At 49.2% G+C, this 12,406-nt stretch carries 18 protein-coding genes; 16 read left to right on the top strand and 2 right to left on the bottom strand.

Annotated elements, in window-relative coordinates:
- The first annotated feature begins 15 nt into the window (after positions 1-15).
- Genes HP567_RS03105 through HP567_RS03115 form a run of 3 tightly spaced genes read left to right on the top strand, consistent with a single transcriptional unit; the run spans position 16 to position 1,518 of the window.
- Entirely contained in the window at positions 16-993 is a 978-nt protein-coding gene (locus HP567_RS03105) for a CPBP family intramembrane glutamic endopeptidase (RefSeq protein ID WP_173612113.1), read from the top strand.
- 15 nt (positions 994-1,008) lie between these two features.
- Positions 1,009-1,239 carry a DUF2508 family protein gene (locus HP567_RS03110; RefSeq protein ID WP_012683849.1) on the top strand — a complete coding sequence of 77 codons (231 nt, stop codon included), beginning with the start codon at positions 1,009-1,011 and terminating at the stop codon, positions 1,237-1,239.
- Positions 1,240-1,251: 12 nt separating this feature from the next.
- Positions 1,252-1,518 carry a pro-sigmaK processing inhibitor BofA family protein gene (locus HP567_RS03115; RefSeq protein ID WP_007719887.1) on the top strand — a complete coding sequence of 89 codons (267 nt, stop codon included), beginning with the start codon at positions 1,252-1,254 and terminating at the stop codon, positions 1,516-1,518.
- A gap of 16 nt (positions 1,519-1,534) precedes the next feature.
- Here the strand turns inward: HP567_RS03115 and HP567_RS03120 are convergent, their stop codons facing one another.
- The gene (locus HP567_RS03120) at positions 1,535-2,062 is read right to left on the bottom strand and encodes a hypothetical protein (RefSeq protein WP_173612112.1); all 528 of its coding nucleotides are present in this window, start codon (positions 2,060-2,062) and stop codon (positions 1,535-1,537) included.
- 208 nt (positions 2,063-2,270) lie between these two features.
- On the opposite strand from HP567_RS03120, the gene HP567_RS03125 reads away from it, so the two are divergent.
- From HP567_RS03125 to HP567_RS03185, 13 genes are all read left to right on the top strand, one after another.
- Entirely contained in the window at positions 2,271-3,266 is a 996-nt protein-coding gene (locus tag HP567_RS03125) for a hypothetical protein (RefSeq protein WP_173612111.1), read from the top strand.
- A gap of 60 nt (positions 3,267-3,326) precedes the next feature.
- Positions 3,327-3,509 (top strand): sigma factor G inhibitor Gin, encoded by a 183-nt coding sequence (locus HP567_RS03130; protein WP_007719893.1) that lies wholly within the window; start codon positions 3,327-3,329, stop codon positions 3,507-3,509.
- Positions 3,510-3,613: 104 nt separating this feature from the next.
- Entirely contained in the window at positions 3,614-5,086 is a 1,473-nt protein-coding gene (locus HP567_RS03135) for an aminotransferase class I/II-fold pyridoxal phosphate-dependent enzyme (RefSeq protein ID WP_173612110.1), read from the top strand.
- A 39-nt stretch (positions 5,087-5,125) separates the two neighbouring features.
- Positions 5,126-5,767: a dTMP kinase gene (tmk, locus tag HP567_RS03140; protein ID WP_173612109.1), complete on the top strand. Its 642-nt coding sequence runs from the start codon at positions 5,126-5,128 to the stop codon at positions 5,765-5,767.
- Between the two features lie 133 nt (positions 5,768-5,900).
- Positions 5,901-6,230, top strand: coding sequence for a cyclic-di-AMP receptor (locus HP567_RS03145; RefSeq protein ID WP_007719896.1), 330 nt, complete (start codon positions 5,901-5,903; stop codon positions 6,228-6,230).
- A gap of 92 nt (positions 6,231-6,322) precedes the next feature.
- Positions 6,323-6,769 carry a YaaR family protein gene (locus HP567_RS03150; RefSeq protein ID WP_007719898.1) on the top strand — a complete coding sequence of 149 codons (447 nt, stop codon included), beginning with the start codon at positions 6,323-6,325 and terminating at the stop codon, positions 6,767-6,769.
- A gap of 16 nt (positions 6,770-6,785) precedes the next feature.
- A complete protein-coding gene (gene holB / locus HP567_RS03155; protein ID WP_056495967.1) occupies positions 6,786-7,766 on the top strand; it encodes a DNA polymerase III subunit delta' in 981 nt (326 codons plus the stop codon).
- Positions 7,767-7,769: 3 nt separating this feature from the next.
- Positions 7,770-8,585 carry a PSP1 domain-containing protein gene (locus tag HP567_RS03160; RefSeq protein ID WP_173612108.1) on the top strand — a complete coding sequence of 272 codons (816 nt, stop codon included), beginning with the start codon at positions 7,770-7,772 and terminating at the stop codon, positions 8,583-8,585.
- Positions 8,586-8,613: 28 nt separating this feature from the next.
- Positions 8,614-8,985, top strand: coding sequence for a DNA replication initiation control protein YabA (gene yabA, locus HP567_RS03165; RefSeq protein WP_173605680.1), 372 nt, complete (start codon positions 8,614-8,616; stop codon positions 8,983-8,985).
- 108 nt (positions 8,986-9,093) lie between these two features.
- Entirely contained in the window at positions 9,094-9,861 is a 768-nt protein-coding gene (locus HP567_RS03170; protein WP_173612107.1) for a tRNA1(Val) (adenine(37)-N6)-methyltransferase, read from the top strand.
- Positions 9,836-10,111 carry a GIY-YIG nuclease family protein gene (locus HP567_RS03175; protein ID WP_007719905.1) on the top strand — a complete coding sequence of 92 codons (276 nt, stop codon included), beginning with the start codon at positions 9,836-9,838 and terminating at the stop codon, positions 10,109-10,111. The genes HP567_RS03170 and HP567_RS03175 overlap by 26 nt, the downstream gene beginning before the upstream one ends.
- A complete protein-coding gene (gene rsmI, locus HP567_RS03180; protein ID WP_173612106.1) occupies positions 10,108-10,980 on the top strand; it encodes a 16S rRNA (cytidine(1402)-2'-O)-methyltransferase in 873 nt (290 codons plus the stop codon). The genes HP567_RS03175 and rsmI overlap by 4 nt, the downstream gene beginning before the upstream one ends.
- A gap of 130 nt (positions 10,981-11,110) precedes the next feature.
- On the top strand, positions 11,111-11,761 hold the full coding sequence (locus HP567_RS03185; RefSeq protein ID WP_173612105.1) for a class I SAM-dependent methyltransferase: 651 nt from the start codon (positions 11,111-11,113) through the stop codon (positions 11,759-11,761).
- A 59-nt stretch (positions 11,762-11,820) separates the two neighbouring features.
- Here the strand turns inward: HP567_RS03185 and HP567_RS03190 are convergent, their stop codons facing one another.
- Entirely contained in the window at positions 11,821-12,069 is a 249-nt protein-coding gene (locus HP567_RS03190) for an AbrB/MazE/SpoVT family DNA-binding domain-containing protein (protein WP_007719913.1), read from the bottom strand.
- Between the last annotated feature and the right edge of the window lie 337 nt (positions 12,070-12,406).

The following is a 12,406-nucleotide window of genomic DNA, read 5'->3' on the forward strand; positions in this document are numbered from 1 at the left end:
TAGGAGCGTGAGGAGATGCTGACAGGACCAGGACTGTCGCTTGCGAGTGGGATACGGCGACAGAAGTCCACTCCATGGGCGATCATGCTGTTTATTGGGTATTGGCTCATGTTTGCTGCGGAGTTATCCATGATTCGTTTTCACAAGGGGGCAGACGGAAAGTGGATCGCTACCACCGTCGGGCAACCGGAGGTATGGCTAGGATTACTTGCATTTGCAGTGACGGTATTTAGCTTCATTGCGACCGTTGGTTTCATTGTGAGTCTGCTAAGGGAAAGACGGCAGCCGACGTCATGGCTATGGCAATATGACGAGTTTACAGGGAATGATGTACTGCATATTGTAGCTTGGCTGCATGTTTTTCAAACAGGCGTACTACTGTTGTATGGGTTTTTGCTGGAAGGTACCTTCTTTTCCACTGGTACGATCGGAGGGATATTGGAATCAGCTATTTTTCAACTGTTCCTGTTGATTTTGATTCCGTTTTGGTTTCGTGGGCGACTGGGGGAAATCGGCGTTCGCCGACCTGTACGACTAGGCCGGATGCTGCTGATGCTAGCTGCTCTGTTTCTTTTGATTGCACTGGTGTTGGATACGGTGGTGACTAACCCGATTGCGGACTGGTTTGGACTGTCTCTGTCCTCAGAGAGAGAGCAGCAGATCGAAAAAGAGATCGTGCAGGCGAAAGAAACGGATATTTTGGCGGCGCTCACCTCACTTCTGGTCATTGGCATATTGGTTCCGATTGCGGAGGAGATTTTGTTTCGAGGCGTGATTCAGACTTATCTGGTTCAGAGAATCGGGCCCGTTTTGGGTATCTTGCTGAGCAGTCTCTGGTTTGGGCTCTTGCATATGGATATCGCTCTGTTCGCTCCACTTTTTGTCATCGGACTTATACTCGGATTCGTTCGACATCGGTACCAATCAATCTGGGGAGCCGTTTTGCTGCATGCGTTGAACAACATGACAGGAGTACTTTACTACTTTCATTGAGGGGGAAGCTTGCAGGTGAGTAGGTGGAGAAAAAAAGCGAGGTTCGTGGTGGAATGGAATGAAGCGAGCTTGGATGTGGCAGTCAATCAGGCGCGAATGGACTGGCAGCATGCCCGCCATCTTGTGGAGATCAGTGAACCGGATGGCGGTTTGGATGATGTCATTTACTATTTGCACGTGACCGAAAAGCGGTATATGTATTTGCTCGCGCAAGCAAAGCGCGAGAGGAATCGCCAACAGGCATAGGAGGAAAAGCCGATGACTACAGGGTGGGTTATAGCACTGATTGTAGTTGGAATTTTGCTGGTGATAGCCGCCAGCAAATCTGTCACGGGCCCGATCAGGTGGATTGGATTTGGGATCATGCAAGTCGTGATTGGCGCATTATTGCTGTTTTTCACCAATCTGGTTGGAGAGTTGGCTAACTTTCACATCCCGATCAACCCGGTGACGGCTCTGCTCGTCGGACTTCTCCGTTTGCCTGGATTGGCGGCGTTGATTGTCATCAAGCTATGGGTTATGTAAAGGTGTATCGATTCGGTTATCCATCGGTAAGCAAAAAAGCAACGCCGCGATCCTCGTATTTCACACGGCTACGACTTGGCTGGCGAAAGGAAGCAAGGAGGGCGAGAAGGCGTGGCAGCGCGACGATCAACGTTCCGGTGATCAAGGTGAGCCCGTATCCTTCCGAAAGCCACACATAAGCCCCGGCTGCTATCGCCATACTTCCCACGATTACCGTCAGCTCACTTCCCCGATAGACAGAGAGCGGGATGGGAAGAGGATAGCCTGCCCCCCACCACGGAGAGACGAGCATATCGGCAGTTGTCTTTGGCTTATGGCTGCGCAGAAGGGCATACAGTCGAAATAAGACCAAATGACAGATCGGTATCACGGGTAGAATCGCTAACGTCACAATCAGCGTATAAGCGGGGACTTGTAGCATGAATGAGTGCCAAATAAGGGACAAGCCTATTAACAAGAGTTGAAAAAGGTAGCCGACGAATCGCCAGCGAAAACGATAGAGCAGCTTGTAGCTATAGATCGTATGGGCGGCGGTTTCCTTCATGAGAAGTCACTTCCTTTTACAGCGGTCTGGATGATTGAAAGTCTGCGTTTCCATTATCGCACAGTCGCAAATCTTGAGAAAGCTCATACAACGAATGAAATAAGCCGTTTGTCTAGCCTGATTAGACTGACGGTTTTTTGTTATGGGCAGGATAAAAGGAATGATAGGGGATCTGATTGGTTAGGGCGTGAGGAGGAGGGAAGAGAGCGTGAAGCTATGGGTCATTTCAGAGGAGGTCGTAGCCAGATTCGGAAATGAGCTAGGAGCGTGTGGAATAGAGATGATTGTTTGCAGCGGAGATGCCGTACAAGAAGATGAAGGCGCCAATGGATTTCTGCTGACAAAAGAGAGTGATGGCAAGCTTTTGCAGGAAAGGATGCAACAGCTGGGAACGGGGCCATGGCTCGCACTTGTTTACGGAAGCGACGTGCCATACGACTGGGCGAATACCCTGCATACCCAATACGAGCACACCGGGGAGTACGAGGTCATTCGCATGGCGTTATTTACCCACGAGCGTGCTTTGCTTGGAGGGGAACCTACTGGGAGATGGATGCGGTTCCTCTGTAAGCAACTCGCTCGCTACTCACTGGTGACGATGGTATGCGGGATGCGCGAGGTGGACGAAGCACTTCGGCAATTCCCTCGCTATTTGGCGTGGAAGGAGCAGTTTTACATCGAACTTGGTACAAGCTGCGATGAGAAAGGAATTTCTCTGCTCCAAGTCAGTCGCGCGCTCGGTATGGACAAACGAATCGGTCACGGCTGGCTCTACCCCTCCCGCCAAGACTCTTCCCTCATCGTTCAATGGCTTGAAAAAGAATGCAGGCTCATTCTACAAAAAGCCAATATACAGCGGATCGTACTTTGGGGAGAGGATTCACTATGGGAGCATATGCCTTCTGAATGGTTGGCTGAAAAAGACGTTGCGGTGTACACGGGAGAGGACAAGCCAATTCCGAACAAAAGGAGGACGGGTTGGACGCTATACGATTCGTGGCAGGAAGCTGTAAAGGATGCGGATTTGCTCGTGATCGGGAATGCCGCAGGAACGACCATTGCAGAGCTGCCGTTATCAGAGCTAGTTGACAGAATGAGGCATTCCTATGCCATTGATGCTGCAGCTTGCTTCCCTGTGCAGGAAGCCCGGTCCTACTTCCAAGCCTACCGAGCTATCGGCGAAAACACGAACATTTGGGAATGATGCTGATTATAATGGGGTATAATGGTTGGTATATTGAGGAAAAGGGCAGGCGTTTTCACTATGGAAAAAGTTGCTCAGCGATGTATCGTCTGTGAACAGGAGCAGAATGACGGAATCGCCATTTGTGAGCAGTTTATCTGTCAACGGTGCGAACAGGAAATGGTCAATACCGATGTACAGGATGAAAAGTACCCGTTTTTTATTCATCAGATGAGACGCATTTGGTTGCGAAAAGATGCGTGAAGAAAGAAGGCATCGGTGCATTCCGGTGTCTTTTTTTTGCTGGATTCATGCGTGTCCAAATCATGCTAAAATAGGGGAATAAAAATAAAGGACGTGAGTCGCGCGTGTTGGAGAGAGATGCTGAATTTCGGGAGCGACAAAAGCGTGCGCCCCTTTATGAACAGCTTGAACGGCACGCCAAGCATCGGCCGCATCCGTTTCATGTGCCAGGACATAAAATGGGCCACAGCTTTGACAACCATGCGAAAAATCGCTTTCAAGACATCTTGGAGCTGGACGTAACGGAGATTAGCGGGACAGATGACCTGCATCAGCCACAGGGTGTCATTGCAGAAGCGCAGGATTTGGCGGCGCAAGCCTTCCATGCGGAACAGACCAAGTTTTTGATCGGAGGAAGTACAGTAGGAAATATCGCCCTCATCATGACGGTATGCAGACCGGGTGACAAGATACTCGTACAACGCAATTGCCATAAGTCTGTATTCAACGGCATTATGATGGCCAGAGCAACCCCGATCTTTTTAGTACCTGCCGTCGATCTGGCAACAGGAGTCGCTGCGGGTGTAAGGCGCGAAGATGTAGAGCGTGCGCTGCTTGCACACCCCGATGCCAAGGCAGTTTTTTTGACGAATCCTACCTACTATGGAATGGGTATCGATTTGGCGAAAATGGCGGCTACGGTCCACCGGTTTGACGTACCGCTTTTGATAGACGAAGCCCACGGTGCCCACTACGGGTTCCATTCTGCCTTTCCTCGTTCTGCCATGCAGGAAGGTGCGGATGTTTCGGTCCAATCGACACACAAAATGGGAACGGCAATGACGATGTCCTCGATGCTGCATATTCAGGGAGAGCGAATTGATCGTGAGCGGTTGTTCCGCCATCTCGCCATGCTTCAATCTTCCAGCCCATCCTATGTGCTGATGGCTTCACTCGATGTAGCCAGACGTCATCTGGTGTTGGAGGCGACTGAGGAATGGAACAGGTTGTTGCCGCTTTTGGACAAGTTTCGGGAGCGACTTGATCGACTGGACTGGCTGGATTGGCCGCGGCTGTCCACGAACAGCGTATACGCTACGCTTGACCCGCTGAAGCTGTTTTTCCATTTGCGAACGGCCCAATTTAGTGGATTTGAGTTGCAAAAATGGATGGAAAAGCACGGGATTTTCTCGGAGCTGGCGGATGACTCTCATGTGCTCCTCGCAGCCTCGACAGGGACAACCTCCCGTGACCTGGAAGCTTTGTGGAGATTGCTTGAATCGATGGCGCCACAAGTAGAACCGGGGGAGGAGCGCATTCTTTTGACGGGAGTCGTGTCTTCCCATTATTTGCGCGAGCAGGCATTGCCGATGCATGAAGCCGTTGACTGCCCGAGGGAGTCGATTCTTTTGGAGCAGGCTCTTGGACGCATTGTGGCAGAGATGGTAATTCCATATCCGCCAGGGATTCCGGTGCTGGTGCCAGGCGAGCGGATCGATGAAGAAAGTCTGGCGATGCTAAAGGAATTGGCGAGAGGACAAACCCGATTCCATGGCGTACAGGACGACCAGCTACAAACGATACAGGTCTTACGATAATCAAAGCAACTGGCCTGCTACAACAGGGGTGGAAGGAGTATGGAAGTGGCAACAGGAAAAAAAGGCCGATTTATAACGATAGAAGGCGGAGAAGGGGCTGGGAAATCCACCGTCATCGCCAAGCTGTACGAAGAGCTGAAAGCGCGGGGAGTCGATGTGCTTTTGACTCGTGAGCCCGGTGGAATTGATATCGCCGAAAAAATTCGGGAAATTATTTTGAATCCGGCCCACACGCAGATGGATAAAAGAACAGAGGCCCTCTTGTATGCGGCAGCACGTGGCCAGCATTTGGCGGAAAAGGTGTTACCAGCCTTGGCAGAGGGCAAGCTGGTACTGTGCGACCGTTTTATTGACAGTAGCCTTGCCTATCAAGGACATGCGCGGGGATTGGGCATTGATGCTGTCTACCAGATTAACCGATTTGCTGTTGGTGACTGTATGCCGGAATTGACCTTGTTCTTTGATGTACAGCCCGAAACCGGATTGGCCCGGATTAATGCCTCCCGTGGACGTGAAGTGAATCGTCTTGATTTGGAAGGGATGCGTTTCCATGAGCTTGTTCGGGAAGGGTATCAGCTGGTCATGGAACGCGACCCAGAGCGCTTTGTCGTGATTGATGCCGAGCAGCCGATGGAACAAGTATATCAATCTGCCCTCCAGGCACTGCTAGACAGATTGTAAGGTTCCCTGTACCGCAGGATGATGTACATGCTGTATAATATGTTTAAGCAAAATAACGTACCAAGCCTACGTGTTTTTCATACAATGAAGAAGTCAAATTGGGAATTGATCATGGGAGAAAGGGTGATAGCCGATGAAAATGGTAGTTGCGGTCGTCCAAGATAAAGATAGTGGTCGTCTGTCTCAGCAACTGGTGAAAAAAGGTTTTCGTGCTACGAAGCTGGCTAGTACGGGTAGCTTTTTACGCGCCGGTAACACAACTTTTTTGATCGGTACGTCTGACGAAAGCGTGCCGGAAGTAATCGACATCATTGCGCATAATTGCAAATCCCGCAAACAAATGGTCACTCCCGTCTCTCCACTCAGCAATGCTGTAGACTCGTTCATGCCATATCCGTTGGAGGTACAGGTGGGTGGAGCGGCAGTATTCGTATTGGATGTCGGAGAGTTCCACTCATTTTAACGTGGTTCCTTCTCTCTTTTTTCGCAACTTTCGTATATACTTGATCTCACGGGGACAAACCTTGTATTGGATCGGGCGACGGAGGTGGCGATATGAAAATCAGTGATGGGTTACGGCCTAAACTGGACTTGATCAAAACGACGGATTCACGCAAGAATCCTCAACTGGAAAAGCTGAATTTTGGCACGATGATTCAAGGAGAAGACGAACGCATGTCTCAGGAGAAGCTTACCCGGCTACTGACAGACATAGACAGGCAGGGACAGATTCTTGCTCGTTCCCGGGCCGTTCGTGACTTCTATGCTTATAAAAATCTCGTCAAGCAGTTCATGGAAGAAGCTGTGAAGTTCGGCATAGCCTTAGATGACAGACGAGGAATGAATCGGCGTGGCCGCAGCAGGCTGTATAAAATCGTCAAAGAGGTGGATGCAGAGCTGCTCAAACTGACAGATGAGCTCTTGAGCGAGCAGGCACCAACGATTGATTTGTTAGCCAGGATTGGCGAAATCCGCGGCATGTTGATCAATTTGTATTTTTAGTGGGTGTGAAACCATCATGACATGGACCCGTTTTTCTCAGCAGCCACGAGCACAGGAACTGCTGTATCATAGTTTGCGCAACGAACGATTGGCACACGCCTACTTGCTGGCGGGTCCCAAAGGTTCAGGTAAAAAGCAGATGGCCCTGCATCTGGCGAAGTCCCTTTTTTGTACGGAAAGGGAGGCAGACGCCTGCGGGGCCTGTGTTACATGCAGGCGCATAGAGGGTGGCAATCACCCGGATGTGTTGTTTATTACGCCTGATGGGGCTTCGATTAAGATCGATCAGATCCGTTCGCTGCAAAAAGAAATGGCGATGCGCGCCGTCGAATCGTCACGCAAGGTGTATATCATCGAGCACGTCGATAAAATGACGACACAGGCTGCCAACAGTCTGCTCAAGTTTCTGGAGGAACCGCCCGCTGGTGTACTGGCACTTCTTTTGACAGAGCACAGCCATGCGATTCTTCCTACGATTTTATCGCGATGCCAAATCGTTCAATTTTCACCACTTTCTGCAGAATCGATTGCGGAAAAGCTGCGTGCAGAGGGCGTTTTGGCGGGAATGGCGCAGGTTGCTTCCCACATTACGACAAATGTGGAAGAAGCCATGACACTCAGCCAATCAGAATCGTTTGCACAGCTAAGAAATCTAGTGATACAATTGGTGCAGGAGTGCAAACAGCGCAATTCATCTGCACTCTTAACGATCCATGATATGTTGCAAAAGAGCGACAAAAGTAAAGAGGAACTACCCCTCTTTTTAGATTTGCTCATCCTTTGGCTGCGCGATATCCTGTATTTGCAAGTAGGCAGGCATGCCCATCTCATTAACAGCGACCAACAGGATGTGCTGCAAGGACAAGCACTGGTATGGACAAAAGCTGAGCTCTTGCGTGGGATAGATTTGGTCATGGAGACGAAAAATCGGATAGAGCGAAATGCCAACGCACAGTTGGCTCTTGAGCGGTTGGTTCTTCAATTCCAGGAGGGATAACCCTTGTACGAGGTTGTTGGGGTCCGCTTTAAGAAAGCGGGCAAAATATATTACTTCGACCCTGACCGACTGCCGATTGAGCAAGACTGCACCGTCATCGTTGAAACGGCGCGAGGGGTCGAATTTGGCAAGGTCGTCATTGGCAAAAAAGAAGTGGCTGAGTCTGATGTCGTATTGCCGCTGAAAAAAGTCATTCGGATGGCAGACGAGCGAGATGCAAAACAGGTGGACGAAAACAAGCAAGCCGCCAAGAATGCTTTTGCTGTATGTCAGACGAAGATCAAAGAGCACAAGCTCGATATGAAGCTGGTCGATGTGGAATACACGTTCGACCGCAACAAGATTATTTTTTATTTTACCGCTGACGGCAGGGTTGATTTCCGTGAGCTGGTAAAAGACCTCGCCTCCGTATTCCGCACCCGGATTGAGCTTCGCCAGATCGGTGTGCGTGACGAAGCCAAAATGCTTGGCGGGATCGGGCCTTGTGGCAGGTTGCTTTGCTGTTCGACGTTCCTCGGCGATTTCGAGCCTGTCTCGATCAAAATGGCCAAGGACCAAAATCTTTCGTTGAATCCAGCCAAAATCTCTGGTCTGTGCGGCCGGCTGATGTGCTGTTTAAAATACGAGAACGACAACTATGAAAGCTCGAAGGATGAGATGCCGGACATCGGCAAAATGGTCAACACCCCGATGGGGAATGGACGAGTCGTTTCCGTAAACGTACTTGACCAATCTGTCCAAGTAGAGCTTTCAATCGACAAACGCGTCACCGAGTTCGGATTGGATGAGATTGCGATAGGTCTCCCCACCTTTGAATAAAGTGTGGGGGTAGGGGAGAGGTGAGCTAGTGGACAAACGGGAAATCTTCGTCAAGATGGCGAGCATTGAAGAACGTATTGGCGACCTTTATAAGGAAATTGGTGAACTGAAAGACGTCATCGTTGTTTTGATGGAGGAAAACGCCCAATTACTCGTTGAAAACCAGCACCTTCGCAACCGACTAGACAGGAAGAAGACCGGCTCCCAACCAAAACAAAAGGGAACAAGCCCTGTCGCGAAGGAAAAAGCCAAAAAGGCAGTGGTCGGAGAAGGATATGACAACCTCGCCCGTTTGTACGCGGAAGGATTTCATATCTGCAATGTGCATTTCGGCAGCCTGCGAAAAGAAGGGGATTGCCTGTTCTGTCTCTCATTCCTGAGCGGCGGCCCTCAAAAATAAGCGGTGAGTAACCAGCACCACATGAAAAAGCGACCTGGGCCACGTGTCAGGTCGCTTTTTTCCGGATAGGAATAATAAGACAAGAACAAAAGGGAGTACGAGCCACAGATGGAACCTGTCACCAACGTGCCGCTTTATGAAACAGAGCGCATCGATGATTTATTGACACATGAAATGAAAATAATCCAGAGCCACGAAGTGTTTTGTTTCTCGATGGACGCTGTTCTTTTGGCGCGATTCGCATCTGTGCCGAAGCGCGGAAAAGTATTGGATATGTGCACGGGCAATGGGGCTATACCGCTCATTATGACCACGCGTACGCCAGAAGCCAGTTTTGATGGAATCGAAATTCAAGAGCGTTTGTTCAGTATGGCGAGCCGCAATGTGACATTGAATGGCTTGAACGAACGAATTACGATGCATCACGGCGATGTGAAGGATGCGGTGTCGCTGTTCGGGCATGGGAAGTACGATTTGATCACATGCAATCCGCCGTATATGCCTGCGACCAGTGGGGAGAAAAACATCAGCGAGCACTTTGCGATTGCCCGTCATGAGATTATGCTGTCCTTGGAAGATGTCATTCGCGTGGGGAGCCAACTGCTAAAAAATGGCGGGAAGCTGGCGCTCGTGCATCGATCCACACGTTTGATCGACATCATTTCGCTTATGCGCCAATACGGCATCGAGCCGAAACGGATGCGCCTGGTTTATCCGCGCAGGGAAGCAGAGCCAAATATGGTTCTGATCGAGGGAATAAGGGGTGGAAAGCCGGAGCTGAGAATTCAGCCGCCGCTGATTGTGTATGAAAATGGAGAGCAATACTGTGAAGAACTACAGGAAATCTATTATGGCAGACGAGATTCCCTCGAGTAAGAGTCATTATGTTTACATCCTCTCTTGTGCGGATGGGACACTCTACACCGGATATACGACAGAGCTGATCCGTCGCTTGGCTGCTCATAATGAAGGAAAGGGTGCCAAGTATACGAGAGGCCGCGGGCCAGTGGAGCTGCTCTATTGGGAAGAAGGAGCAGACCGTTCCTGGGGTCTCAAGCGTGAAGAGAGCATCAAACGATTAACGCGCAAGAAAAAAGAAGAATTGATTGGAGGGGCCTCCGAATGAATGTGCAACGCAGTTTTGCGTCAGAAGAAGCAGGAGTCCTTTATTTGGTGGCTACACCCATTGGCAATCTCGATGATATCACGGTGCGGTGCCTAAATACGTTGCGTGAAGTCGATGTCATCGCGTGTGAAGATACGCGCCAGACGAGAAAGCTGCTAAACCATTTTCAAATTGAAAAACGTACGGTCAGCTATCACGAGCATAATAAGGAAGCAAGTGGGAATGGGTTGCTGCAGTGGCTTGCCGAGGGCAAGAAGATTGCTTTGGTAAGCGACGCTGGCTTGCCCGCTATTTCCGACCCGGGTGCGGAGCTGGTACGAGATGCGACCGCAGCGGGATTTTCTGTCATCCCCGTTCCAGGCGCCAATGCGGCGTTAACAGCTTTGATTGCTTCCGGTCTTCCTACGGATCGCTTTGTATTTTGCGGATTTATGGGACGCGAAAACAAAGAAAGACGCGAAGAGCTGGAGCGACTGAAACGATATCCTGAAACGCTGATTTTTTATGAAGCTCCTCATCGGGTGGAAAAGACGCTTGCTGCCATGCGGGAAGCGTGGGGGAATCGACGAGCTGTCCTGGCAAGAGAGCTGACAAAGCGTTACGAGGAATTTGTGCGTGGAACGTTGGATGAGCTGTTGGAATGGCTTAGAAGCGGCGAGGTGCGTGGTGAATTTTGTGTGATTGTCGAAGGGAACACCGGTCCGCTGGAAGCGGAAGTCGATGATACCTGGTGGCAATCGCTGAGTATTGTGGAACACGTGGATCATTACTGCGCACAAGGCATGGGGAAAAAGGAAGCCATCAAGCAAGCAGCCGATGATCGAAACGTATCCAAGCGAGATGTTTACAACGAATATCATCGTGAATAAAAGTTAAAGAGGGAGCAAAGCTGGCCGATACGGTCGGCTTTTTCTTTTCGTCATCTCGACGTGGCAGGTGAATACGATGGTAAGGGGCGCTGAGGGTGTTTTCGGAAGGAAAGGAAGGGGGGAATCAGCTGTGAGTATTCGTGATTCTCGTTTTATTGTGAAAACAGATGAAAAAGACGATCATTTTATTTTTACGCTGCCGGTTACATGGAACAGTAGACCGTACGAATATGCCTGGGCCAAACAGTTTGCCAGGCCGAATGACGTTGTACTTGATTCGGCATGCGGGATCTGCCACCCATTCAAATTTTATTTGGCCGATCATTGTCGAGAAGTACACGCTTGTGATCTCGATAATCGGATACTGTCTAAGGAAGCGATCTATCAAGATATTGTGGACGTATTTGGGAAAAGAGTAGCAGATAGCTTGCCTGCGCATTATTTTGACGGTATTTATTATTGTCGAGCAAATTTGACTTACTTGCCGTACTCGGATCAAAAGTTTGATACTGTATTTTGCATCTCTGTTCTCGAGCATCTTGAAGACCCGATTATGGTGGAAGCATTTCGCGAATTTCATAGAGTGTTAAAAGACGATGGGCAGCTTGTACTCACATTTGATTACCCGCTGATCAATTTAGCGCGACTGCAGCAAGTTTTGGTGGAGGTTGGATTGCAGTTTTCTGGCGACGTATCCTTTGAAATGCCAGCTGATGTGGTCTATTCTGATTTGTATGTGCCCAGGCTGTACTTCTTCCGAGCGCTGCTGAAGAAAAAATAGCAAACAAAAAGCCTTTGTAGGCTCGTCCCACAAAGGCATGTCTATGTAATCAAATGAAATTAGCGTTTAACAGGCATTTCTGTCAGGCAATCTTGGCACACAATTTTACCTTTAAAGTGAGATACCTTATCAGCGTTTCCACAGAAGATACATGCAGGCTCATACTTTTTCAGGATGATGCGCTCTCCGTCAACGTAGATTTCCAAAGCATCTTTCTCAGCGATACCCAAAGTGCGGCGCAATTCGATTGGAATAACAACACGACCCAATTCATCTACTTTGCGAACGATACCGGTTGATTTCATCATAGTTAAAATCTCCTCCCAAAAGTCTGTATATGTCGATGCTATTGTTATACGCTCATCATTTATCGTCAATATTCGACATTTTCTGTTGGGATTATCATACCAGCCATTCCCAAAGGTGTCAACATGATTTTGACAATTCCTTGAAAAGCAAAATGTTTTTTCAAAACGAAAATGCTGTTAAATCGGTGTTTCTCAAAATGTTGGCATCGATATGGAAATTTTTATGGATAAAATTTACTGGGAGTATTGGTGTCGAATAAGTCGACGAATGTCGAAACGAAACATGGCGATTCGACAAAAACTCCAAGTTTTCTCTTTTCTGCTGGTAATTTGTAAA

It is taken from the genome of Brevibacillus sp. M2.1A (assembly GCF_013284355.2).
In the GTDB taxonomy this organism is placed as follows: Bacteria; Bacillota; Bacilli; order Brevibacillales; family Brevibacillaceae; genus Brevibacillus.

Coding starts and splice junctions, on each gene's coding strand:
- HP567_RS03115 (WP_007719887.1), top strand. CDS start 1,252: ATGACTACAGGGTGGGTTATAGCACTGATTGTAGTTGGAATTTTGCTG.
- HP567_RS03145 (WP_007719896.1), top strand. CDS start 5,901: ATGAAAATGGTAGTTGCGGTCGTCCAAGATAAAGATAGTGGTCGTCTG.
- tmk (WP_173612109.1), top strand. CDS start 5,126: ATGGAAGTGGCAACAGGAAAAAAAGGCCGATTTATAACGATAGAAGGC.
- HP567_RS03190 (WP_007719913.1), bottom strand. CDS start 12,069: ATGATGAAATCAACCGGTATCGTTCGCAAAGTAGATGAATTGGGTCGT.
- HP567_RS03175 (WP_007719905.1), top strand. CDS start 9,836: ATGGCAGACGAGATTCCCTCGAGTAAGAGTCATTATGTTTACATCCTC.
- holB (WP_056495967.1), top strand. CDS start 6,786: ATGACATGGACCCGTTTTTCTCAGCAGCCACGAGCACAGGAACTGCTG.
- HP567_RS03105 (WP_173612113.1), top strand. CDS start 16: ATGCTGACAGGACCAGGACTGTCGCTTGCGAGTGGGATACGGCGACAG.
- HP567_RS03120 (WP_173612112.1), bottom strand. CDS start 2,062: ATGAAGGAAACCGCCGCCCATACGATCTATAGCTACAAGCTGCTCTAT.
- HP567_RS03170 (WP_173612107.1), top strand. CDS start 9,094: ATGGAACCTGTCACCAACGTGCCGCTTTATGAAACAGAGCGCATCGAT.
- HP567_RS03150 (WP_007719898.1), top strand. CDS start 6,323: ATGAAAATCAGTGATGGGTTACGGCCTAAACTGGACTTGATCAAAACG.
- HP567_RS03130 (WP_007719893.1), top strand. CDS start 3,327: ATGGAAAAAGTTGCTCAGCGATGTATCGTCTGTGAACAGGAGCAGAAT.
- rsmI (WP_173612106.1), top strand. CDS start 10,108: ATGAATGTGCAACGCAGTTTTGCGTCAGAAGAAGCAGGAGTCCTTTAT.